The organism is Streptomyces sp. NPDC040410 (assembly GCF_055595715.1).
This window is the reverse complement of the sequence record NZ_JBVIVK010000021.1, coordinates 1-21072: the sequence shown is the minus strand read 5'-3', so window position 1 is coordinate 21072 and position 21072 is coordinate 1. Positions and strand designations below refer to the sequence as shown.

General features: G+C 69.6%; 16 protein-coding genes and 2 pseudogenes. 13 read left to right on the top strand and 5 right to left on the bottom strand.

What is annotated here, in order from left to right:
• Positions 1 to 20: 20 nt before the first annotated feature.
• The 3 genes and pseudogenes from ACZ562_RS31260 to ACZ562_RS31250 form a co-directional block, all read left to right on the top strand.
• Positions 21 to 404: pseudogene (locus ACZ562_RS31260) on the top strand (IS110 family transposase); the annotation flags it as partial.
• Positions 405 to 417: 13 nt separating this feature from the next.
• Positions 418 to 675, top strand: a complete 258-nt coding sequence (locus ACZ562_RS31255; protein WP_471186188.1) for a hypothetical protein — start codon at positions 418 to 420, stop codon at positions 673 to 675.
• Positions 676 to 920: 245 nt separating this feature from the next.
• Positions 921 to 1391, top strand: coding sequence for a signal peptidase II (locus tag ACZ562_RS31250; RefSeq protein ID WP_471185988.1), 471 nt, complete (start codon positions 921 to 923; stop codon positions 1389 to 1391).
• Between the two features lie 876 nt (positions 1392 to 2267).
• Here ACZ562_RS31250 and ACZ562_RS31245 read toward each other — a convergent pair.
• Positions 2268 to 3068 carry a hypothetical protein gene (locus ACZ562_RS31245; protein ID WP_471185985.1) on the bottom strand — a complete coding sequence of 267 codons (801 nt, stop codon included), beginning with the start codon at positions 3066 to 3068 and terminating at the stop codon, positions 2268 to 2270.
• A gap of 143 nt (positions 3069 to 3211) precedes the next feature.
• Between ACZ562_RS31245 and ACZ562_RS31240 the strand changes: the two genes are divergently transcribed.
• Positions 3212 to 6598: an ATP-binding protein gene (locus ACZ562_RS31240; protein WP_471185983.1), complete on the top strand. Its 3387-nt coding sequence runs from the start codon at positions 3212 to 3214 to the stop codon at positions 6596 to 6598.
• Between the two features lie 158 nt (positions 6599 to 6756).
• Positions 6757 to 7764 carry a 3-oxoacyl-[acyl-carrier-protein] synthase III C-terminal domain-containing protein gene (locus ACZ562_RS31235; protein ID WP_471185980.1) on the top strand — a complete coding sequence of 336 codons (1008 nt, stop codon included), beginning with the start codon at positions 6757 to 6759 and terminating at the stop codon, positions 7762 to 7764.
• Between the two features lie 656 nt (positions 7765 to 8420).
• Here the strand turns inward: ACZ562_RS31235 and ACZ562_RS31230 are convergent.
• The 3 genes from ACZ562_RS31230 to ACZ562_RS31220 form a co-directional block, all read right to left on the bottom strand.
• On the bottom strand, positions 8421 to 9323 hold the full coding sequence (locus ACZ562_RS31230) for a hypothetical protein (RefSeq protein ID WP_471185979.1): 903 nt from the start codon (positions 9321 to 9323) through the stop codon (positions 8421 to 8423).
• Position 9324: 1 nt separating this feature from the next.
• On the bottom strand, positions 9325 to 10371 hold the full coding sequence (locus ACZ562_RS31225; RefSeq protein ID WP_471185977.1) for a 3-oxoacyl-ACP synthase III family protein: 1047 nt from the start codon (positions 10369 to 10371) through the stop codon (positions 9325 to 9327).
• A 153-nt stretch (positions 10372 to 10524) separates the two neighbouring features.
• Positions 10525 to 13305, bottom strand: coding sequence for a helix-turn-helix transcriptional regulator (locus tag ACZ562_RS31220; RefSeq protein ID WP_471185974.1), 2781 nt, complete (start codon positions 13303 to 13305; stop codon positions 10525 to 10527).
• Between the two features lie 209 nt (positions 13306 to 13514).
• On the opposite strand from ACZ562_RS31220, the gene ACZ562_RS31215 reads away from it, so the two are divergent.
• The 8 genes and pseudogenes from ACZ562_RS31215 (at position 13515) to ACZ562_RS31180 (ending at position 18948) form a co-directional block, all read left to right on the top strand.
• Positions 13515 to 13727 carry a hypothetical protein gene (locus tag ACZ562_RS31215; protein ID WP_471185972.1) on the top strand — a complete coding sequence of 71 codons (213 nt, stop codon included), beginning with the start codon at positions 13515 to 13517 and terminating at the stop codon, positions 13725 to 13727.
• 284 nt (positions 13728 to 14011) lie between these two features.
• Positions 14012 to 15082: a hypothetical protein gene (locus ACZ562_RS31210; protein ID WP_471185970.1), complete on the top strand. Its 1071-nt coding sequence runs from the start codon at positions 14012 to 14014 to the stop codon at positions 15080 to 15082.
• 298 nt (positions 15083 to 15380) lie between these two features.
• Positions 15381 to 15535, top strand: a pseudogene (locus ACZ562_RS31205) (NF041680 family putative transposase); the annotation flags it as partial.
• Positions 15536 to 15630: 95 nt separating this feature from the next.
• Positions 15631 to 16083, top strand: coding sequence for a redoxin domain-containing protein (locus ACZ562_RS31200; protein ID WP_471185967.1), 453 nt, complete (start codon positions 15631 to 15633; stop codon positions 16081 to 16083).
• 203 nt (positions 16084 to 16286) lie between these two features.
• Positions 16287 to 16781 carry a hypothetical protein gene (locus ACZ562_RS31195; RefSeq protein WP_471185964.1) on the top strand — a complete coding sequence of 165 codons (495 nt, stop codon included), beginning with the start codon at positions 16287 to 16289 and terminating at the stop codon, positions 16779 to 16781.
• Positions 16782 to 17100: 319 nt separating this feature from the next.
• On the top strand, positions 17101 to 17691 hold the full coding sequence (locus tag ACZ562_RS31190) for a TetR/AcrR family transcriptional regulator (protein WP_471185962.1): 591 nt from the start codon (positions 17101 to 17103) through the stop codon (positions 17689 to 17691).
• On the top strand, positions 17681 to 18316 hold the full coding sequence (locus ACZ562_RS31185; protein ID WP_471185959.1) for a hypothetical protein: 636 nt from the start codon (positions 17681 to 17683) through the stop codon (positions 18314 to 18316). Before ACZ562_RS31190 ends, ACZ562_RS31185 begins: the two co-directional genes overlap by 11 nt.
• Positions 18317 to 18432: 116 nt before the next feature.
• Positions 18433 to 18948: a transposase gene (locus ACZ562_RS31180; protein WP_471185957.1), complete on the top strand. Its 516-nt coding sequence runs from the start codon at positions 18433 to 18435 to the stop codon at positions 18946 to 18948.
• A 108-nt stretch (positions 18949 to 19056) separates the two neighbouring features.
• On the opposite strand, the gene ACZ562_RS31175 is transcribed toward ACZ562_RS31180, so the two are convergent.
• A complete protein-coding gene (locus ACZ562_RS31175; RefSeq protein WP_471185954.1) occupies positions 19057 to 20523 on the bottom strand; it encodes an FG-GAP repeat protein in 1467 nt (488 codons plus the stop codon).
• Positions 20524 to 21072: the final 549 nt, after the last annotated feature.

The following is a 21072-nucleotide window of genomic DNA, read 5'->3' as shown; positions in this document are numbered from 1 at the left end:
AAAGGACGCGAGAACACATCATGCACGTGTACTGCGGGATCGACTGGGCCAGCGATCATCACGATGTCGCCCTGGTCGACCACGACGGAGCCCTTTTAGCCAAGGCCCGGATCCACGACGATGCACCGGGCCTGCAACAACTGATCGACCTGCTCGCCGCCCACGGCGACACCGGAGAGGACCCGATCCCGGTGGCGATCGAGACCTCCCGCGGCCTGTTGGTGGCCTGCCTGCGCGCCACCGGACGCCCCGTCTACGCCATCAACCCGATGGCCGCCGCCCGCTACCGTGACCGCCACGCGGTCTCCCGCCGCAAATCCGACCACCTGGATGCCATGGTCCTGGCCGACATCCTGCGCACCGACGCCGCAGCCCACCGGCGACTGCCCCACGATTCCGAGCTGGAGCGTGGCGGTCATGGCACGCCGGGTCAAGAACCAGCGCCTGGCTGCCGTCGGCTACGTCTGGGCCTTCGCGGCCCTGACCGCCTCACCCGGCGCCCGAGCCCACTACGACCGCCGCAGAGAGGCCGGCGACCGGCACACCGCAGCCCAGAGAAACCTCTTCAACCGCATGCTCGGCTGCCTGCACCACTGCCTCACCGTCCGCACTGACTACGACGAGGCAATCGCCTTCCTCACCCTCAAGGCACCCGACGTCGCTGAGGCCGCTTGACAGATCAACCGCATCGGATGTCTGGCGAAACCATCACGCCGACGACCAGCGCCTACGCGCCGTCCTCGACAGGGCAAATGTTGCCTGATCCGGCACTAGCTCAGCCGATCGACCCCACGGCGGCAAGGGGCATCCTGCGACGGCGAAGGGGCCGATAGTCTCAGGGAATCTTGGTTCGGATATCGCTACACACGGAGGCCATGATGATGCGGTTGGAGCGGGGTTCAAGCCGACTGTACGGCGTGATGCTCATACTGGCGGCGGTAGTCCTGCTCGCGGACCAGCTCACCAAACTGTGGGCGGTCTCCGCGCTGTCCGACAGCGAGCGTGTCGCCGTGATCCCGCCTCTGATCCATTTCCGGCTGCTGTACAACCCTGGCGCCGCGTTCTCCATAGGCATCGAGGCGACATGGGTGTTCACCCTGGCGGCGGCAGCGGCAGTGGTCGGCATTCTCTACACCGCACGCCGACTGGCCTCGGCGGGCTGGGCGCTCGTGCTGGGCGCGGTGCTCGGCGGTGCGATATCCCACCTGGGCGACCGACTCTTCCGCGAGCCCGGCCTGGCCCGCGGGCATGTTGTGGACTTCATCGACTACGGCCCGTTCGTGGGTAACGTCGCAGACATCGCGCTCGTCTGCGGGTGCGCTGCGTTGGTGCTGCTCAGCCTGCGTGGTGTGGAGCTCGCTAAGGTGCCGGGCGAAGAATCCGCCTGGTAGGACTCCGTTAGGTTGCTCTGGCTCTTGAGTTTGGGCTGGTGGTGGGTGTTCTGAGCAGGGGGCGGTGTCAGGTGGTGCTGGTGCCGGTCCAGCAGTGCAGCAGGTCCTGGATGGCGTCGAGGATCTGGTAGAGGGTGAGTTGGCTGTATCGGCTTTTGGGGCCAGGCGGATTCGGCCCCTCAGGGGAGAACAGGCACGGCTGGCCAAGGAGTATCCCTCGACCGCACACCGCCAGCTCTTGTTGACCACCGAGACGACCTTCGCGCTCACTATCAGAGCATCCTGGTCGCGAGCGGCTGTGTCGCGGAGCTAGGCCAACTCGCCACCGTGCCCGACGCAGAGGGGTGCCGGCGAGCACTCCAAGGAGCGTTTGGGGTGCAGCGGCCTGCAATGGTTCACGTGTATCCGCTTGGCCGATGCCTGGCGTTGAAGACAGTGGGCGGACGGACCGCTCTGATGCAGCCCCTCCGCGAAGACGAGTACACGCTTGTCCTGCTCACCTGTGTCTGGGATTGATCCGGCCTCTCACTCTCGCGGACGCGAGTGCAAGGGATCTACCTGCGCAGAAAATGGGCCAACGGGTTGGAGAACCCCGGATGCCTGATGGAACACCCTCTACATGGACGCCGCCGTCAAGGAACTGGAAGCTGGTGGGCTGACGATCTCACCGGAGATCCGCTCCCGCTCTCTCCACTCGCCCATGAACACATCAATTTCCACGGCCGGTACCCGATCATCCACTCCCACGGCGCGGCACTCTACGCCCGCCGCGCGACCCGACCGCCCCCCGAGGAATAGCCCCGCACGCAGAATTCGGAAGCGAGCACGATAAAGGCGCCCGATTCGCCGGGCGTGTACTCGGGCGCCTCAGGAGGTTCAGCAGGTGGTCAGGTTTGTGGCTCCGATGGTGCGTGCGAGCTGGTTGCCGAGCTTGCCGACCTCGGTGGCGCTGTCGCCGGTGACGTGGAACATCACTCCGTGGAGGAGGCTGGTCCACACCATCGCGTCGGCGCGGGACAGGCAGAAGTGCTGGGAGTCGTTGAACCAGGCCGGTTGGAGGTCGTGTTCCCTGCCGAACGCCGACAGCACCTCGACCGGGGTGGCTGTTCCATTCAGGGCCAGCGCCTCAGCCAGCGCGCGCGGGGACGTGGATGCCCACATGGTCGGCGCCGCATTCGACCTGCCTTGCAAGGTGGCGTTCTGGAACACCAGCTTCTCCCACGACTCCGCATAGACCTCGTCAGGGTTCTCCCCATCCACGACGGCCGGCTCGCTGCACCTCGGAGGCCGCAGATCCAGGCTCAGCGGCATGTAAAGGGTGTTAAGCAGCACGACAGGAAATTCCGGCGCAGTCCAGGGCTCGTTGTCCATGTCACGGTAGAACCCGCGCAAGTCGGCAACCGTCCGCTGGAAGCCGTAGGCGCCGTGCAGCCCCTCCAGCAGACCGTCGTCATCGTGACCGCAGAGGGCGAGGTAGCGGCGGTACGCCTCGGGGTAACGCCAGCCCAGGGCGGCAAGGCCGCACAGCTCCTCCAACTCGGCGATCTCCGCTTCGGCGGCACCCTTCACGCGCCGGGACCAGTCGGGACGACAGCTGTCCACATACTCGGCCAGCCGGTCGATCATGTCCTCCGCCGTGCCCGCCCGCGGAAGCCCTCTGCGCGGTTCCTGCCTCATTTCTCCTCCTTCAGCCCCCAAAGTCGGGTGGCTTCCTGGCTCGCCCTGCCGAAGGGGGCACGCCTCGGGTATTCAACCGCGCGCGCCAACCGACCAGTGACACGTGGAGTCGAAGCCGCGTGAGTCAAAGGAACCGTGCCCGGATGCCATCCGGCCTCATCGAGGATCTCGCCCGAATTCGCGATGACATCGAAGTCCCCCTTGACCAGGACACTTTGGCCGGATCCGCGGAGGTGATGACACTGCTGGACGCGTTGACGCTCGTACCCGATCCGCGCCGCAGGCAGGGCTGCCGCTACTCCTTCACCGGCCGGTTGTCGGTCACCGCAGTGGCGGTCATGTGCGGCGCGCGCTCGCTCGCCGCGATCGTGCGCTGGGCACGCGGCGCCACTCCCGCCCTGCCCAGCGCCCTGGGGCTGACCGGCGGGGAAGTTGGCCGAGTGCACCCCTGCCGCGGCGTTCACCGACCACCAACGCCGCCTCGCGGCGTAGCTGCCAACCCGAGGAACTGTCCAAGATCCTTGACATGGCCCACCACGCCGACAGGATCGCCGACGAGCTCGGTTGGTGAATCACGCATATCCACCCAGAGAGTATCGCTCAGGTGGACATGGGCTGGCGTCGGTAGCGGCCACTACCTAGATTCCCTGGTAGGGACTAGGTATCGCTACTCTGTCGGCCCGGAAGGCCAGGACCGAGACTTCTGGCTGGTGGACGTACGGATGGGGTGGATGGGTTCTTCGACAGGTGCGGGCGCTACGCCGCGAGAGACTGCGGACGCCGGCCTGGTCGGCCGTCGCGCCGAGCTGACGGGGCTGCGGCAAGCCCTCGCCGCGGCAAGCGCCGGGATGCCCCGTGTCGTCGCTCTCGTCGGACCGGCGGGGATCGGCAAGACCGCGCTTCTGACCGCGTTTCTGCGCGGCGCCGAAAGCGACCCGACGTCCCCGATCCGAACGTTGGTCGCACGGGCGGACGAGTCGGAGACCGTCCTGGAGTTCGGGATCGTGGACCAGCTTCTGTTCCTGCCAGGGGCAGCGCTCCCCGACCAGATCGCCCCGCTCGTGCGCTTCGAACCGGGGGGTCTCGACCCGTTCGTCGTAGGCGCCCGCCTGCTCGACGTTCTCGCGTCTCAAGCCCGCGACGCGGTCACCGTTCTCGTCGTGGAGGACGCCCACTGGGCGGATACCGCCTCCCTTCAAGCGATCGCGTTCGCCCTGCGGCGCACCCGCGGGCTGCGTCTGCTCACCGTTCTCACACTCCGTGACACCGAGATCGACCGCCTGCCGCCGGGCGTACTTCGTCTCGTCCAGGACGACGGATCGGGGCTGCGAATCGACCTGTGCGGTCTCGACCTCGGTGAAGTGGGCCAACTCGTCGCCCAGCACCGGCGGGAACCGGTTCCGGCCGCGGTCGCGGCGCGGTTGCACGCACACACCGGCGGGGAACCCCTGCTCCTCAAAGCCGTCCTCGCCGAGCTGACCCCCGAGGCGTTCGCCGACCCCACCGACCGACCGCTTCCGGTGCCGGTCAGCTACGGCGAGATCGTCCTGGCCAGGCTCGGCCGCTGTGGACCCGACGTGCGGTGTCTTGTCGAGGCGATGGCGGTCCTCGGCGGACACGCACGGCTCGACCACGCAGTCGCTGTAGCCGGCCTGGAGCGTCTCACCCCGGACATTCTCGACGAGGCGGCTCAGGCCGAGCTGTTGTATCGGGTGGAGGCGCCGTCAGGGGATGAGCTGTGGTTTCCCCACGCGTTGACCCGCGCGGCGGTCTACCACGACCTGACACTCGCCCGCCGGACGCTGCTGCACCGCCGGGCGGCGGCAGCGGTTGACGACGACCTCGGCGCGTTGGAGCACGAGGTGGCGGCGTGCGTTGGTTCCGACGAGGAGCTCGCCGTGCGACTTGCCGCCTTTGGTCGTCGGCGCATGGTCGCGGGCGGTTCCTGGACGTCGGTCGCTCGTGCCATGTTCGCGGCCGCTCGGGTGAGTGCCCTCCCCGAGGCGCGGGTGCGCCGTACGGTCGAGGGGATTGACGCGCTGATCGTGGCCGGCGACATCCGCGGAGCTATGGGCTTGGCGCTCCCGAACAGGCTGCCACCCGGCCCGCATCTTGACTACCTGACGGCTCGGCTGGCCAAGGACACGGGTGACTTCGGTGCAGTCGGTGCACTCCTCGACCGGGCCTGGGCGGCGCTTGGGCCGGAGCCCGCCGTGGCGGATCCCGACCTGTCGGGGCGGCTCGCGGCCTGTCAGGCATTCGTCGCCTTCACCTCTGGTCATCCGGCACCGGCGCTGGAATATGTGCGCCGGGCTCCCGTTGACGTGCATCACACCAGCCCTGTGGCCGCGCCCTTCCTCAGATCCGCTCAGGTACTGTCCCACGCCGCGCTGGGGGACTTCGAGGCGGCGCTGTCGGCGTTCGCCGACTGCCCGTCGGAGAGCATCTGGCCATTCGCGTTGGGAGGTGCCGTCCGGCTCTGGGCAGACCACGTCGTGGAGGCTCGCCGCGACCTCACGAAGACCGTCGCGATGGCGAGGCAGCAAATCATCGGAACCCTTTCTGTTCGTGTCTTTGTGTACGCGTTGTTGTCCGAGGCGGAATACCGCTCGGGCGACTTCGATGCCGCCATCGCCCACGGAGAGTTCGCCTCGGTAGCCGCCGAGGACCACGGATACACCTATCTTGCCGGGATGGCTCGGGCGGCAGCCGCGGCACCATACATCGCCCGCGGTGACTTCGAGCAGGCCGAGCGACATATCGGCGCAGCTGAGGCGATAACCGGAGGCGATCCGTTGAGTTCCTGGTTCGTGGCCGGCGCGCGTGCGCGGCTGGAACTGGCAAGAGGCGAACCTGTACGAGCCGAACGGGCGCTACGGCCGGTGGTCGAGCAAGGCCCGGAGCTCATCGCCGAGGTGGGCATCCACCCCTGGCTGCTCCTCTACGCCGAGGCCCTTGCCGCGATCGGCCGCGACGACGCGGCAATGTCCGTTGTGGACCGAGCGGAACGAGTCGCCCGCGCCCGAGGTCTCACCTCACCGTTCGCCACGATAGGCCGACTGCGCGGCGAGGCGGCAGCCCGGGCAGGGCGCGGTGCGCAGGCCCTCGCCGCCTTCGAAGACGCGGCCCAGATGACCTCGGCGGTGCCGGCCGCGCCCGAGCGCGCGCGGCTCGAACTCGCCACCGGGCGCTTCCTGCGTCGCACCGGACGCCGTCGTGCCGCCCTGGTACGGCTGGAGTCCGCGCGTACCCAGCTCCGCGACATGGGGGCCCGGGCGTGGCTGCCGGCCTGCGAGGCGGAGTTGCGCGCCATCGCGGAAAACGAAGCGCACCCGCTCCTGACCCCACAGGAGCTGACCGTCGCGCGGCTTGTCGCCACCGGGAAGACGAACCGCGGGGCGGCCGACGCGCTGGGGCTGAGCCGTCGCACCGTGGAAAACCATCTCGCCAACGTCTTCGCGAAACTGGGCATCCGATCGCGCGTTCAGCTTGACCCCGAGCTACTCGGGGCGCGCCACCCATCCGAGTAGTCGCAGTGGGTAAGGCCCACTCTTCCGGACAGTCGATGGTTCTTCGACGATCGTGCAAAGTTGTCGACCCGGTGAAGCGTGGTGGTCTCTGGGGATCGCCGCGCTGAGAGAGAGCCATGAAGATTCTTGGTGTAGCTGGAACCGTGCCTTCGCGGAGGGTGTCCAACGAGGACGTCGTGGAGATGATCCGCCACTACTCCCGCGGCGGTTTCAGTGGCGACCTGCCCACGACGTTGAAGGCCATCAGCAGGCTGCTCGGCAGGAGCGGCTTCGAATCGCGCAACTGGCTGGCCGATGACGAGTACCCGATGACGCTGTTGGATGCGACGTTCGAGCGTGCCCTGACCCAGGCGAACATCACCAGGAGCGATATCGACCTGCTCGTCTACTCCAGCGTCGACCGTGGCTTCACCGAACCGGCCAACAGCACCTTCGTGGCCAAGGCGCTCGGACTGGCGTGTCGCAGCTTCGACATCACCGATGCCTGTATGGGCTGGGTGACGAGCCTGGACGTCATCAACGACGCGATGAAGGCGGGCGCCGTCAGGCGGGCGGTCGTCGTCAACATGGAGTTCCCCGCGATCGACGGCAGTGCCGTCGTGCCACGGAACTTCACGCTGGGCTCGTCCGCCGAACTGGCGTACAAGTTTCCCAGCTTCACCCTGGGCGAGGCGGTCACCGTCACCATCCTCGGCAACGAGGCCCCAGACAACTTCGCCTCCAGCTATGTCAACCGTCCCGACCTGAGCGACCTGTGCGCCATTCCGCTGCCGCCCTGGCAATCCTTCTGCACCGACGCGGACACCGCGCGCATCGCACCAACGGGAGGAGAATTTCAGTTCATCTCCTACGGGCGCGAGCTGCACGGCGCGGCCGCGGCCGAAAACGTGAACGTATTCCACCAGCACGGGGTGCGCGGAGGAGAGATACACCTGGTATTTCCGCACACCTCCTCCCCGAACCAGTGGGCGCGGTTCGGGGAGGAGGCCGGCATCGGTGACAAGCTGCACAGCATCGGCCACAAGACAGGCAACATCATCACCGCATCCGTGCCCCTCGGCATCGTCGACGCCGTCGACCAGGGCATTCTCACCAGAGACCAGGTCTGTCTGGCCTGGGTCGGCAGCGCCGGAATGGTCTTCTCCGCAACGACCTTCACGTTCTGAAGTCCGCGTCCGCCGCAGCCCAATCGCTAGTGCCGCGTCAGCCAAGGTTCGCCCCGTCGCGACGCCCGGCACGCCCTCTCGCCGCACCGGCCGAAAGCCCAAGTACGTCCAGTACGAGGACTTCCGGCCGGCACGCCGAGAGCACGCACCGGACGCCGCTCCTTGACGGGCGAACCTTGGCTGACGCGGCACTAGTTGGGCAGAATGCCTGCGGACAGATTGTCTGTGGGGAGGTAATCCCTGTGCATCGCAGCTGATCTGAAGGAGAGCACAGCCACGGGGGAGTACGAGTACGGCGCCGAGACCACCGCCCCCGCTGCGGCGATCGTATCCGGGCGAAGTCGGCGACCCAAGGGCTCCGGAGGCGGAGCGTACGAGCCGATGGAGTCAGCCTGCCTGCGGACCTCCGGCCCGCGGGAGCTTGGACCGATGGACCGCGCGTCCACCGATCGGCGTACCCCCACGGCCGCACGCCTTGTGGCGGTCAAGTCGATCTGATCGTCCTGCCCATGGCCTGGAGACACGACGAACGTCGGCATGGTGAACGCCTGGCGAAGGCGTCCAGCGGCGATACGGCGCAGTGTCCAGTGCCCGGCGACACCTACCGGGTGACCTGCACTCACGACGCCACTCTGCGCAGACGCCTACCCGAACTGTCACCTCGGCATCCGGTAGGTGACGCAGGCAGCGGTCGGGCCGGAGCCGACCGTGACGAACACGAGTTGGTCGTACCGGGCGGTGCGGCCGGTTTCGAGTGCGTGTTGGTAAGCGAGGATGAGGGCCGTTGTGTGGGGTTCGCCGTCCCCGGCTGTCGGGGTGATGACGGCGTCGGTGCCGAGGCCCAGCCGGTGGGCGAGCGCGGTACCGATCCCGGCCGGTGAGCCCGAGGTGAGCAGCAGGGTGCGGGTCACGTCGAGGCCTTCGGCCGCGACGTGGTGGTCGACCAGTTCGGCGGCCAGGTCGGCCCAGCGTGTGAAGCCGTCCGGGCTGAGCCGCGGCACGGTGACCGTGTGCCGGTCGTGCGGGTCGGCAGGGTCGTAATAGCCGCTGCGGTCCGGGCCGGTCTTGGCGGCGAGAGCGGTCCGCGTGGCGCCGAACCCGGTCCGTTGGCCGGGGTCGTGTGCCAGCAGCATCGCGGCCCCGCCGACCGCGTACGGAAACCCGGGAACGCGATCGGAGCGCCCCGACGGGTGAGCGTCGGCTGTCACCACCAGGACATGCTCTGCGCCACCGGGCGCGGCGAGGAACGCCTGCGCGGCCTGTACCGCGTTCAGCGGGCCGCAGGCGCCGTTGCTCAGGTCGAACGACAGCGACGGCCTGGCCGACCCGCCGTCAACATAGTCGAGGTTGATTGCCAGTTCGGCCTGGATGAGCGCGGCGAGCGCGGGCTCGTGAATGTTGTCGTCCCGGAACACTCCGGTATTGATCAGCACGTCGACGTCGTCGGCGCCGAGCCCGGCGCGGGCGAGGCAGTCCCGTCCGGCGGCGGCCGCGTGCTGGACCGAGCCGGGCACCGCCGGGCTGCTGCTGGTCCCGACCGCGCGGATGACGACAGCCATCTCATGCCCCCAGCGACGAGATCGTGGCCGACAGGAACCCGGCGACGAATCCGGACGCCAGGGGGATCATCAGGTACTTCGCCGGCAGTCGGCCCCCACCGGTTCGCAGGTGTTCGTCGAGAACGACGAAGTGTGACGTCGACGCCGTGTTGCCGTACCGGTCCAGGACCGTCAGCATCGGCGGCAGCGTCCCGAAAGCGGCCTCGCCGGCCTGCCGGACCCGCCTGGTGAAGTTCACGCTCACCTGGTGGGCGATGACGTAGTCGAACCGTTCCTCCGCGAAGCTGCCGCCGTTCCTGGCCAGGTGCTCCTGGTGCAGCGTCGGCCACAGCCGCATGACGTTGCGGTGGTGCAGCCCCACGCTGTCGGAGTACATCGCGACTCCCGGGCCCTGGCTGCTCGGCTTGGCGATGCACAGCCGCGAGTACCCCGCGCAGGTCATCACCTCGGCGTGATGGATGCGGTCGGCCGGTGAAGGCGACGCGTCCACGATCACCGCGGCGCCGGAGTCGCCGACCGTCAACGACGCGAGCTGCGGGTCCCGCAGGCCGCCGATCTCCCGGACCGCGGTGTCCGCGATCGTCGTGACGCACTCGCCGCTGACGACGAGGCCGGTGCGTACCGTGCCGGCCTTGATCATGCGATCCAGCAGCGTCACCGCCGTCATCATCCCCGCGCAGGCGTTCATGATGTCGAAATGGATCGCTCGGCGGGCGCCCAGTTCCTGGCACAACAGATACGCCAGCGACGGTTCCCACTGGAGCCTGTTCGGCCCCACGTCCCGGGTGATGGATGCCGAGATCACCACGTCGAGGTCGGCCGCCGCGTACCGCGACCGTTGCAGGCAGCGCCGCGCGGCGTTCAACGCCAGCGTCAGGGAGTCCTCATAGGACTCCGGGCTGCGGTCACGCTCCCGCCGCTGCCGGATACCGGTCAGCGACGCCAGATCGACCGGCGGCCGATACGTCATCCGCGCCACGACCTCCGCGGTCGACACCGAGGTAGACGGCAGATACACCCCGAGCGACTCGAAACGGGAATGGATCACGATGACGTCACCGGGTCGCTCGACAACCCCTGGGCAAACCTGGGCATGGAAGCCTTTCCGCACTGTGGACGACAACGTCGATTGACCGACAACTCGCGATCACTCGATTGAGGTTCGTTGTCAGCAGCTGCGGAAATGAAGTGTGGTTGCCACTCAGATGTCGACCGGCAGTGCTGAGGGGTCTCTGAGTAGCCGCCGTCTGAGCTCAGTACGCGTCCGTATGCCGAGCTTCGAGTACGCCCTTGAGAGGTGGTTCTCCACGGTGCGGTGGCTGAGGCTGAGCGCGTCCGCGACCGCGCGGTTGCTCAGTCCGTCGACCACCAGCCGGGCAACCCTGAGTTCTTGCTGGGTCAGCGCGGGATGGCCGTCGGTGTCGGCGAGGCCCACCAGCTCGGCGTCGCAGCGGGCCAGCCAGTGCGCGGCGCCGAGCGTACGGAACCGGTGCCGGGCGGCATCGAGCGTGCTGCGGGCGCTGCTAAGGCGGCCCGCTCGGCGCAGGGAGACTCCTGTGGCGAGGTCCAGTCGAGCTACCTCCAGGGGCTGGGCGCAACCCCGCGCCGAGGGACGCGCCGCCTCGAATGCGGCGAGTGCCTCCCGATCGCGTCCCGCCCGGGCCGCGGCCTCACCCCGCAACCGGCCAACGGTCACGAGTGGCGTGACGAGGCCGCGTAGACGCGCCGCCCGCTCCGCGCGCTCCACAGTGGACGCCGCGGCCTCCTCCCGGCCGAGGGCGGCGAGGGCCTCGGCATGCAGCAGCAGCCACGGATGGATGCCGATCTCCTCGGCGAACGGCTGAGCCACGATCGGTCGCAGGGCGCGCTCCGCGCGGTCGGCGTCGCCACGGGCCAGCTCCAGCCGGGCCCGTGCGCCGGCCGCGAACCATTCGCTGAATGGCTCACCCGCCGCCGCTTCGGCCGTCGTGACCAGTACCTCGGCGGTCTCGAAGTCCCCCCGATCGATGACGGGCAGCGCTCCCACCGCGCGGGCCATCCCGGCGTAGCGGACCTTGCCGTCGGCGTCGCGGTCGATCGCGGCGGCGAACTCGGCGTGCGCCACGGCCGCCTCCCAGTTGCCCAGTCGGTACTCGGCATCGGCGAGGACCCCGTAGGCGAAGAGCACAACGGGCATGGCGAGCGTTCCCCGCCGATCGGTCAGGCTCACCGCGGCGGTCAGGTCCGGCCGGGCCGCCGCCGGATCGTCGGACCAGAGCCGGACGATCCCACGCAGACCGCGGGGCAAGGGGCCGTCCGCCGGGTATGCCGCGAGAGCCTCGAGTGCCTCGGTGAACGCACCCTGCGCCGCCAGCGGGAGTACCTGGGTGACGAGTAGGTACGGCGCCATCGGGTTGGCCGTCGTATCGGCCGCGGCCGGTACCCGACGGCGCCACTGCCGCGCCTCGGCCTGACGGCAGGCGCTGAACAGCGTCGCCGCGCGGACCAATGCGATGCGAGCGACCAGGCTGAGATCGTCCCCCGTCGGCTCCGGTCCGATTCCCTCATAGGCCCTTTCCAGAAGGTCGGCGGTCGTACCGCGCGCGCCGACACTCATGCCCAACCGGGCGGCCAGGTAGTCGCGGTGGGGACCTGGGGGCAGCTGCGCCGCGCTCTCCGCCACCGCCGCACCCCGGACGTCACCGCCCAGCAGAAGCGCGTCGACACCCTCGACGGTGCGCCGCAGCCGCGCCGCGGGATCGGCACCGACCCGGGCGGCCGCGAGGAGGGCCCGGGCTGCCGAGGTCCACGATCCGCTCGTCGACAGAACGCGCCCGCTGAACGCGTCGAGTCGGGTGGCGAGTTCCTCGTCGGGGCCGGAACAGGCCGCGACCTCGTGTTCCAGGCTGGACAGCTCGTCCTCGACCAGCTCCGCGGCCCCGCGATGCAAGGCGACCCTGACCACATGGCGCAGGTTGTTGTACACGGCGGCCCCGACCAGCGCGTGCTCGAACCACAACTCGTCCCGGACAGGCGTCTCGACCTTGCGCAACAGCCCCGCCGCGGCCGCCTCGTCGAGCAGTTCCGGCGGCAGCGGATCCAGACCGGCCAGAGCCGCGGCCTGGTCGAGACGCGCGTAGGTACCGAGCACCGACACGGCCTCGACCAGTCGGCGCACCTCGATGCGGCAGCGGGCCAACCGCGCGAGCACGATCTCGGCGTACGTTGTCGGAACCCGCAGGAGCCGGTTGCCCGGCTGCCCGAAGTCCTCCGAGGCCAGCTCAGCGAGGGCCGCCTTCACCAGCAGAGGCTCACCACCGGTGTGCGCGTGCAGCATCGCCGCCTCGGACACCGACAGCGGCCGCCCCTGCCGTACCGCAAGCAACCCCACCTCGCGGGGGTCGAGGCCGCCGAGTTCCAGCCTCAGCCCGAGGCCCGGGTCGTCAATAATGCGGCCAAGCCCGGCCGGCAGCTGGTCGAACTGCTCCGGGCGGAGCGTGAAGAGGACACATAGCCGCAGCCCACCGCTCCGGCGCAGTACGAACGTCAACGCCCGCAGCGACGCCGGATCGGCCCACTGAGCGTCCTCCACGACGAGCACGGCACCGCCCCCGGGCCCCGCTTCCCAGGTGGTCAGCACGTCGAGGAAGGAGGCGCCCGCGACAAACGGGTCGAGCCGGGCCGGGCGCAGCTCCGCGACCGGTCCGAAGACCGTCGGCAGGTCGACCTCCATCTGGCGCAGGAGCTGCCCCAGGACACCGAGCTCCAGCACGGTCTCCGACTCGTCCGCCCGCGCCAGAAGTACGCGTACCGGGCCGTCCAAACCGGGCGAGGCGAGGAAGTCGGAGAGCAACGCGGTCTTGCCGATCCCGGCCGGGCCCACCACCGCGACCACCCGCGGACCGCTCGACACCGCCTGTGCCAGCGCCGCTCGCAGCGCCGACAACTCGCGTACCCGGCCGACCAGTCCGGACTTCGGTGCCCGCTTCCCCGTATCGGACACCGAAATACCGAACATCGAAAGCCACCCGCCAACCCACGTCCATCCCGAGCACCGCCCCGGCTTGCGACAGGAAGGATAGCGCCACCCAGGAATCACTTTGACCCGAAAGGACCCCAGGTGGGAGGCGAACTTGACGGTACGTCGGTGTCTCGCGCCCGCCGTTACGGGTCCGCCGAGCCCGATCTCGCCAAGACCCGTGCCGTGCGCGCATGGGCGCAGCAGAAGGGTCTGCCGGTGGCGGCCTGTGGCCTGCGTTTCCCCGCGCCTGTGGCGACGGCATCGACATACGCAGCGACCTCGGCGGGCTCAACCTGTCCCTCGCGCCCAAGGTGTTCATCGAATGCGGCAACATGCAACTGCACCGACGCCAGGCACTTCACCAGTCCGTCGTGGCGCCGGCACGCCGCGGAAGGTATCGCTGATGCCGTCGTCGCCTACCTCCGCATGCCCAGCCAGCTTTTGCGCTCTCCTTGACGATCGGTGCTCGAAGACGCCCACCCGAGGACGGCGACCTGCCGCGCTGGCGGACCGCCGGCATCACGGTCCGCTATCCCGCCGACGTGCGGACGATCTGACGCGTTGTCGGCGCCGGCCAGGGTGGTTGCGATGGTGGACGCCGGGCCGCACCGCGTCGTGGACGGGACCCAGGCCGGACTGCTGTTGCTGATTTCCCCGGTTGATCATCCGGGTCTTAGGATTGCTGCTCGTGGACATGCCCGCGCGCCTGGTCGCGACCGCCGCCCTGCCGTTTGCCCGCCGCCTGCTCAGCCACCCTGAGGGCCGGCACCGTACGCCGGACGGGCTGCTGGTGGCGATGCGGGTGGAGGACCGCATGCGGGTGTACAACGTCGACCGGTTGCTGGCTGGGGACAGCGCACCGGTGGCCGACTTCCCGACGCCCTGGGCGAGCTGGTATAGGAACTACGGCAACACGTTCCTGCCGGACCTGTCCGCAGCGGTGTTCAGCGAGGACGACAGGGTCCGGGCGGTCGACCCGGCGGGGGGCACACGGTGGGAGTGGTCGCACGCGGAGCACCCGTGGGGCCCGTTTGACGGAGGCGCGGTCCTCGCCAGCTCGGACGGTACGCAGGTGTGGGCCGTGGTGCCGGGGGTGGACGCGGAGGGCAAGGAGGGCCAGGATCTGGTGGTGCTGGCCGCCGCCGACGGGCAGCTGCTTGGGCGCACGACGCTGCTGGATTGGCGCGAGCCGCATCCGTTCCCGCTCGCGCACCCGGACGGGCGGCACGTCGGCGTGAACTTCATCGAGCAGGACCAGTCCTACTTGTTCTGGGCGGTGTTGGAGGCCGACGGCACGGTCCGCGCCTGGCAGGTGCCCTGCGACGAGGAGTACGTCGTCGACGTGCGCGCCGACGGCCGGCTCGTGGCCTCGTACAGCGGCCAGGGGTACTTCGTGGCGCAGCGCCGGTTCCCCGACGGCTACGTCCTGGGGGAGACGGACAACCAGGAGATGCGCGCGCTCCTCGACGGCGAGAACGAGATGGAGAATCACGACGGTTACTGGCGGTACAACTGGGAGGGGCTCGGCGCCTTCGTCGACGACCGGACCGTCCTCGCGGCGCTCCGAGGCCCGGACGACGCCATGTCGCACTGGCTGCTCAAGACCCCGGCCGACCAGGAACAGGAGTGGGCCGGCCTGGTCCGGGGGCGCGTGCGGTACGAGCCCGAACCGCCCGACCTGCACCACGTGCGCGCGCTGGGCGACGGGACCTGGCTGACCGCCGACGAGCAGTCGATCCAGCGGTGGACCCTGGCCTGAGTGTCACGGCCCACCCCCGGGGTACGCCGGCCTCCCGCGATCCGGACTACGCGGCCAAGAAGGCCCGCGTCGAGCATGGAGTCCACCCTCGAAGGCGAGATTGACCCGGCCGGTGCCGGCAGCGGCAACAGCCGCAACGGGGCCCCAGGTCACCGTCAAGTCCCACAAGGTCACCACGTTGGTCGGTATGTCCGGAGCGAGCTCCTGCGCGAGCCACATGGGCCCCTGCCAGAAGGTGGTGTCGTAGCGCTGCGAGGTCGTCCCGCTGCCGTCGTGGCGGGGGAACGGCGCCGCCCCTCCCACCAGAGCTGGTCCCGGCAGGCCACTCGGCTCGAAGAACCGGCACCCCGCCACCCGCTACGAAGTCGGCAAACCGTCAGGCGGCCCGAGACCAACACCGAACGCGACCGGAGCAGACCATCGCGAGAGCTAAGACCGTGTCCTACGTCGTGAGAATCCTTTCGTGCGGCGGCGCCTCTTATACATGTGCCCGCGATCCGCAGGCACGGAACCGGCACAACGCTCACGAGTGACATGGAGTCCCCGCAGTGGAAATAAAGATCGGTCAACGCCTGCCTGCCCTCGTCTTCCGTGGCGACGGCGGTGCCCCGGTCGGCATCAAGGAGCTGCGCACCGGCCAGCCGGCGGTGCTGTTCTTCATGCGCGCACACAACTGCATGGTGTGCATGCGCCACGCCGGTACGCTCGCCAGAATGGGCGACGTGCTGGTCGAGCACAAGGTTCTGCCCATCGTCGTCGTGCCTGGTACGGCTGCCAACGCCGCGTCGGTGCGACGTAAGCTCGGCGGCGCGGTCCAAGTGGTGTGCTCCGACGCCGTCGCCGCCCACCAGGCGGTCGGCCTCGGCCGCACCATGCTCATGCAGCACAGTGGCACGTTTCTCGTCGACGCCGATGGCGTCCTGCGCTACACCAAGAGCTCCGGCATGCCGACCGGCTCTTTCAACCGGGAGGAACTGCTTGCCGCGCTGGCGCGGCTGTAGGGGGTCGTACGAGACCGAGAGCAGGAGGAAGAGCGGGAACCGCGCCGCGACCGTGGCCCCCCGTTACCGTCTTGCCGGCTCGCGGCGCTGGACCCGCCCGGGCAGGAGGACGTCTTGTGGGTCCACCTGCCCACCCGCCGCGTGACGCCCTGACCGTCGATCCGCGCGGGCGCTGCGGCGCCCGCGCGAAGGAGGCCCGCCACGTGCCGGTTCCGATCCTCTGCCACATCTGCCACGGGGGCTGCTACGAGCCCCGGGGTCCGGGGTCCTACGCCTGCCGGTCCTGCGGCGGCCGGGCCACCGAGTCGACGTTTCCCGTGCAGAGCGACGAACGGCTCGTCGTGCTCGCGGGCGTGCTCCAGGCCCTCACTGTTCCGGACAGCCACCAGGTGATCACCCCCTCCCGGCGGTGCCACGCCCCGCACCTGGGTGCGAGCCTGATCCTCGCCCTTCGGCTCAACCGGACCCATCCGGTGTACCGGCACGCCGAGGACGTCCCCGTCGCCGAAGGCCTGCTGGCCGTCCTGGACGCCGACGAGCACGGCCCCTGGGTGCTGTCTACCGAGCAACTGGGCGTCCTCACCAGGGCCATGGACGTTCGCGACGCACTGCTGCCCTCAGCTACCCGACGGCATCCCGACTTCGACGCCGAGCTCCGGGCCGCCCACCTCCGGAGCCGGCGCCCTCCCGCCACCTGAGCCGCCCGCCGGCAGACCGCCGCCCCCACCGCAGGCCGCAACGCCCGCCGACCCTCCGCGCACGCATGACATCGCAGAACTGCGATGTCATGCAGCCGCCGGGACCGAGATCGGCGCGGTGCTGCTGCCTCACCGTCTCGCTGCCCACAACTCGCCATCAGGGTGAGGAATGTGATCTGACACGCGGTGGTGACGACAGCGGCCGGATACGGGGCAGCGCAGTCTGCACGCAAGATCGATCCCAGCGCCGCTCACGGCTTGACAGGTCCCGCTCCCTCCCTTCAAAGTAAGTGAACATTCACTTTGAAGGGAGGTTTGGATGGCGCGCCCCAGTCAGAAGCCTGCGATCCACGCCGCAGCACTCGCCTGCTTCGCGGAGCGCGGGTACGACGTGACGCGTACCCGGCATATCGCGGAGCGGGCCGGGGTCTCCGAGTCGGCGCTCTACCGGCACTATCCGTCCAAGGAGGCCATCGCCCAGGAGCTGTACGCCGAGGCGGTCCAGGGTTACGCACAGCTGCTCGGCTCTGTCGCGGACGGACCCGGCACGCCGCTGGAACGGCTCGCCCTGGTGGCCCGCGCGATGCTCGCCGCCTACCGCGACCAGCCCCACGCCTTCCTCTTTGCCCTGTACAACACGGGCTCCCTCATGCCCCGACTCCCTGAGGGCAGTGACTATCCACTGCATGCCATCGAGCGACTGATCACGCAGGCCCAGCATGAGGGAGAGGTCAGGGACGGCGCGTCCAACCTCCTGGCGGCCGTCTTCGTCGGCTGCATCCTCCAACCGATCACCGTGGCAACCCTGTCCCGGCCCGGAGTCCTGGACCTTCTCACCACCACCGCGCACGACCACACCATCGAGGAAGCGGCAATCGCCGCCGTCAGGAGTCCCTCCCATGCCGTCTGAACCCACCAGCGCCCGCCCGCGCTCCCCGCGCCTCGCCCGGTTGGAGCGACTGGTCAGCGGCCGCAACACGCTTATCGCCTTGGCCTCCTTCGCTGCCGTCATGACGCTGATGACCATCGCGGTCACCCGCTTCTACGACGCCCACGGCGTCGGCATCCTCAACCTGCTCGGCGCCCGCAACGCCGCCGATCCCCGCAGCGGCGGCTACAGCGCCGACACCGCCTACAACTGGCTCAGCACCTACGGCGCGTCAGGACGGCGCGACCACCTGCTGATCCTGCTGCTCGACCTGCCGCTCATGACCTCCTTCGCCGCGTTCGCCTCGATCACCCTGCTCTGGGCCGCCCCCCGGGCCGGACGCCGCCTGCGCACTGCATTCGTCCTGGTACCACTCGCCGCCGCCGGCTTCAACCTCGCGGAAGACCTCGGCCTGACCACCCTCCTGCTGAGCTACCCCACCCGCCTCGACGCCCTGGCCACCACCATCAGCGCTGTCAACGGCCTCAAGTCGCTCTGCTACGCCGTCAGCCTGCTCGCCGCCGTCGCAGTATCCGCAGTCCGCCTCCTCACCGCACGTGGCAGGCGCTGCCGCCTCGCCGTCCGCCCTGAACCGGCGCAGCACTGACGGCCCTCGGCGCGTCAGCCGGCGCACGGGCCGGTACCCGACCGACCCGCCACGCCCCCGCTGGCACCTCCCACGACACGGTGTGGATCACGGACTCGACCCCGGTGCCGTGCGGGATGTCCCGCCCCACGGTCAAGCGCTCGGAACTGGCGGACCGGGCCAACTACGGCTACTGCGCGTCGCATTCGCGGTTCTTCTGGGGGCAGCGGCTGTACCTGGTGCACCCCGGCCGGGATGCCGGTCCTGTGGGCGCTGGCCGATCCGAAGCTCGGCGAGCGCGAGGTGCTGGCCGCGATGCTGGGCTGGTGCGCGAGCGGCCGGGCCTGCTGCTGATCAGCGACAAGGGCTTCGCCTCGAAGACCTTCGAGCGGTCGCTGTCCGCACAAGGCATCACGCTGCTGCGGCCGTCGAGGAAGAAGGAGATCCTGCGGCCCGGCGAGCCGATGCTCAAGAAGGTTCGCCAGCTGATCGAGTCGGTCAACGACACCCTCAAGGGCCAGCTCGACCTGGAACACACGGCGGGCGCACTTTCGAGGGCGTCGCTGTCCGCGTCGCTCAGCGCATGCTGGCTCCCTGGCCGCCGCGATCTGGCACAACTTCCAGACCCGGCCAGGCGGTCAGCCGCTCACTGACCGCCTATGACCACTGACCGCATTCGGAAAGACTCGTCTCTAGACCGATCCACCTCGATCACCAAAACGACAGCGGGGCAGCGCCCCGGCACGGGGCTGGACCGCCTTTCACTTCCGGCCGCTGCCGGACTTCGGCACCGGGAGGTAGTACGCACCGGTGCCGGTCACCCCGTCGGGTGTCCCGGGCAGCACGCAGTAGCCACGCAGCGACCAGTTCGAGGTGTCGGTGAAGCCGACGAGGAGTTCCGCACGGCCGTCGGAGTCGAGATCCGCCGGCACGACGTCCGTCGCGAAGGCGTCGCGCTCGTCTGATCGGGCGGGCAGGCCGCAGGTGACGCGGGTGACGGACCGGGCGTCCGCTCCCGTCAGCTTTCCCGTCCCGTCGCCCCGCAGCACCACCACTTTGCCCGCGCGCTCGGCCCGCCCCACGTCCGCGTACGGGGCCGTGGTCACCACGTCGAGCGCGCCGTCGCCGTGGACGTCACCCAGGGCGACGGCGGAAGCGAACGAGGCTTCGTCGTCGATGATCGGTCCCGCCACCTCCTGGCCCGCCACGGACGTCACGCGGGTCACGTCCAGGCCCTCGGCGCTACCGGGCACCAGGGTGACGGATCGGCGCTTGCTCCAGTCGGGGCCCGTTGCCGCGACCAGGTCGTCGACGCCATCCCCGTTCAGGTCACCCACCTTGATCTGCCGGCCGATGTCCAGGCCCTCGCCCGCGGCCCCCTCCACGGTCACCGGCCGGGCCAGGCCGTCGCGCGCGCCTTTCGAGAAGAGGAGGAACCTGTGACCAGGCTCGCCGTCGTACTCAACGGAGGCCGTGGCCAGAAGGTCGGTGACGCCGTCGGCGTCGACGTCCCCGGCAGCGAGGTCGTACGGCACCCAGCTTTCCAGGTCGTCCTCGTCCGCAGGGTGCTCGCCCGTGTCCAGCCCGCGCTCGTCCGTGCGCGCTGCTCCGCTGTCCCGCGTGAACGGCCCGTAGAAGACGATCCACGGGTTGGCGACGTCCTGGTGGCCGTCCCCGTTGAAGTCGCCGGTGACCATCGCTCCGTGGAACGGCCGATACTCGGCCGCGGCCTCGCCGGCGAGGACCGTGCCACCGGAGAGCCCCCGGGGCCCTCCCCACACAACGGTCAGCAGGCCCCGGTCCACGCTCTGCTGGACGTCTCCGAGCTCCTCCTCGGGCGCCGCCACCAGCAGGTCGGTGTAACCGTCGCCATCGAGGTCCGCCGAGGCCGTGCGCCGGCCGAAATCGTCTCTGACCTCGGCACGATCGGGCACTCCGGGCGAGTTCTGTGTGATGACCTGCGTCGTCACCCGGTGCGAGGCAGAGCCGTACGCGACGGCGACGTATCCGGCGTCATGCCGGCCGTCGACCGAGCCCCGCGGCGCGGGCAGTACGAAGTCCCCGTACCCGTCGCCGTTGAAGTCGGCCCGGCTCGCAGCCGGCACGGCCGCGGTGTCCCCCGGGGCGGTGCCCTCGGGCTCGATGCCCGCGGGCGCGGAGGGTCCCAGGAGGCCCGCGACGGCGACCGTCACCGCTGCCGCCGTCGTCGCTCGCCGTGCGTGTTTCACTGACCGACTCCTCTGTCCCCTGCACCCCGGACGAACGGCAGTGCGGAAACGCCTGCCGTCCCCGGTGTGACCCGCAGGTGACGGGGAAGGTTGCGCGCGGTCGACGGGTTCCCACACCCGTCGGCGTGCCGCGTCAGCGGACGTGCCCGTCATGGCTTGACCTGGAGCGCGCTCCAGGTCCTACGGTCTTGTCCATGACCGGCGGACAGTCCCTCCCGCCGGACCGGGCACCAACCCTGACCATCGCCCAGGTCGCCGAGCGCACCGCCTCTCTCACGACGCACTGCGCTACTACGAGAGCGCCGGCCTGATCGAGCGGGTCGGCCGGACCACCGGCAGCCAGCGGCGGTACGACGCGGCCGACCTGGCCCAGGGCCTGTCCGCTGGATCAGGCCGGAATGGCGGGGCATGGCACGCCCATCCGAGCGGATGCATCCGGGATCCTGCTGCTGCTCTAGGGAGCGTATCGAGTCGTGATCGATCTGCGGGATTCGCCTTCATGGTGGGGCCTGGACCGGTAGACCTTTTACGTGACGCGAGTGCAACTAA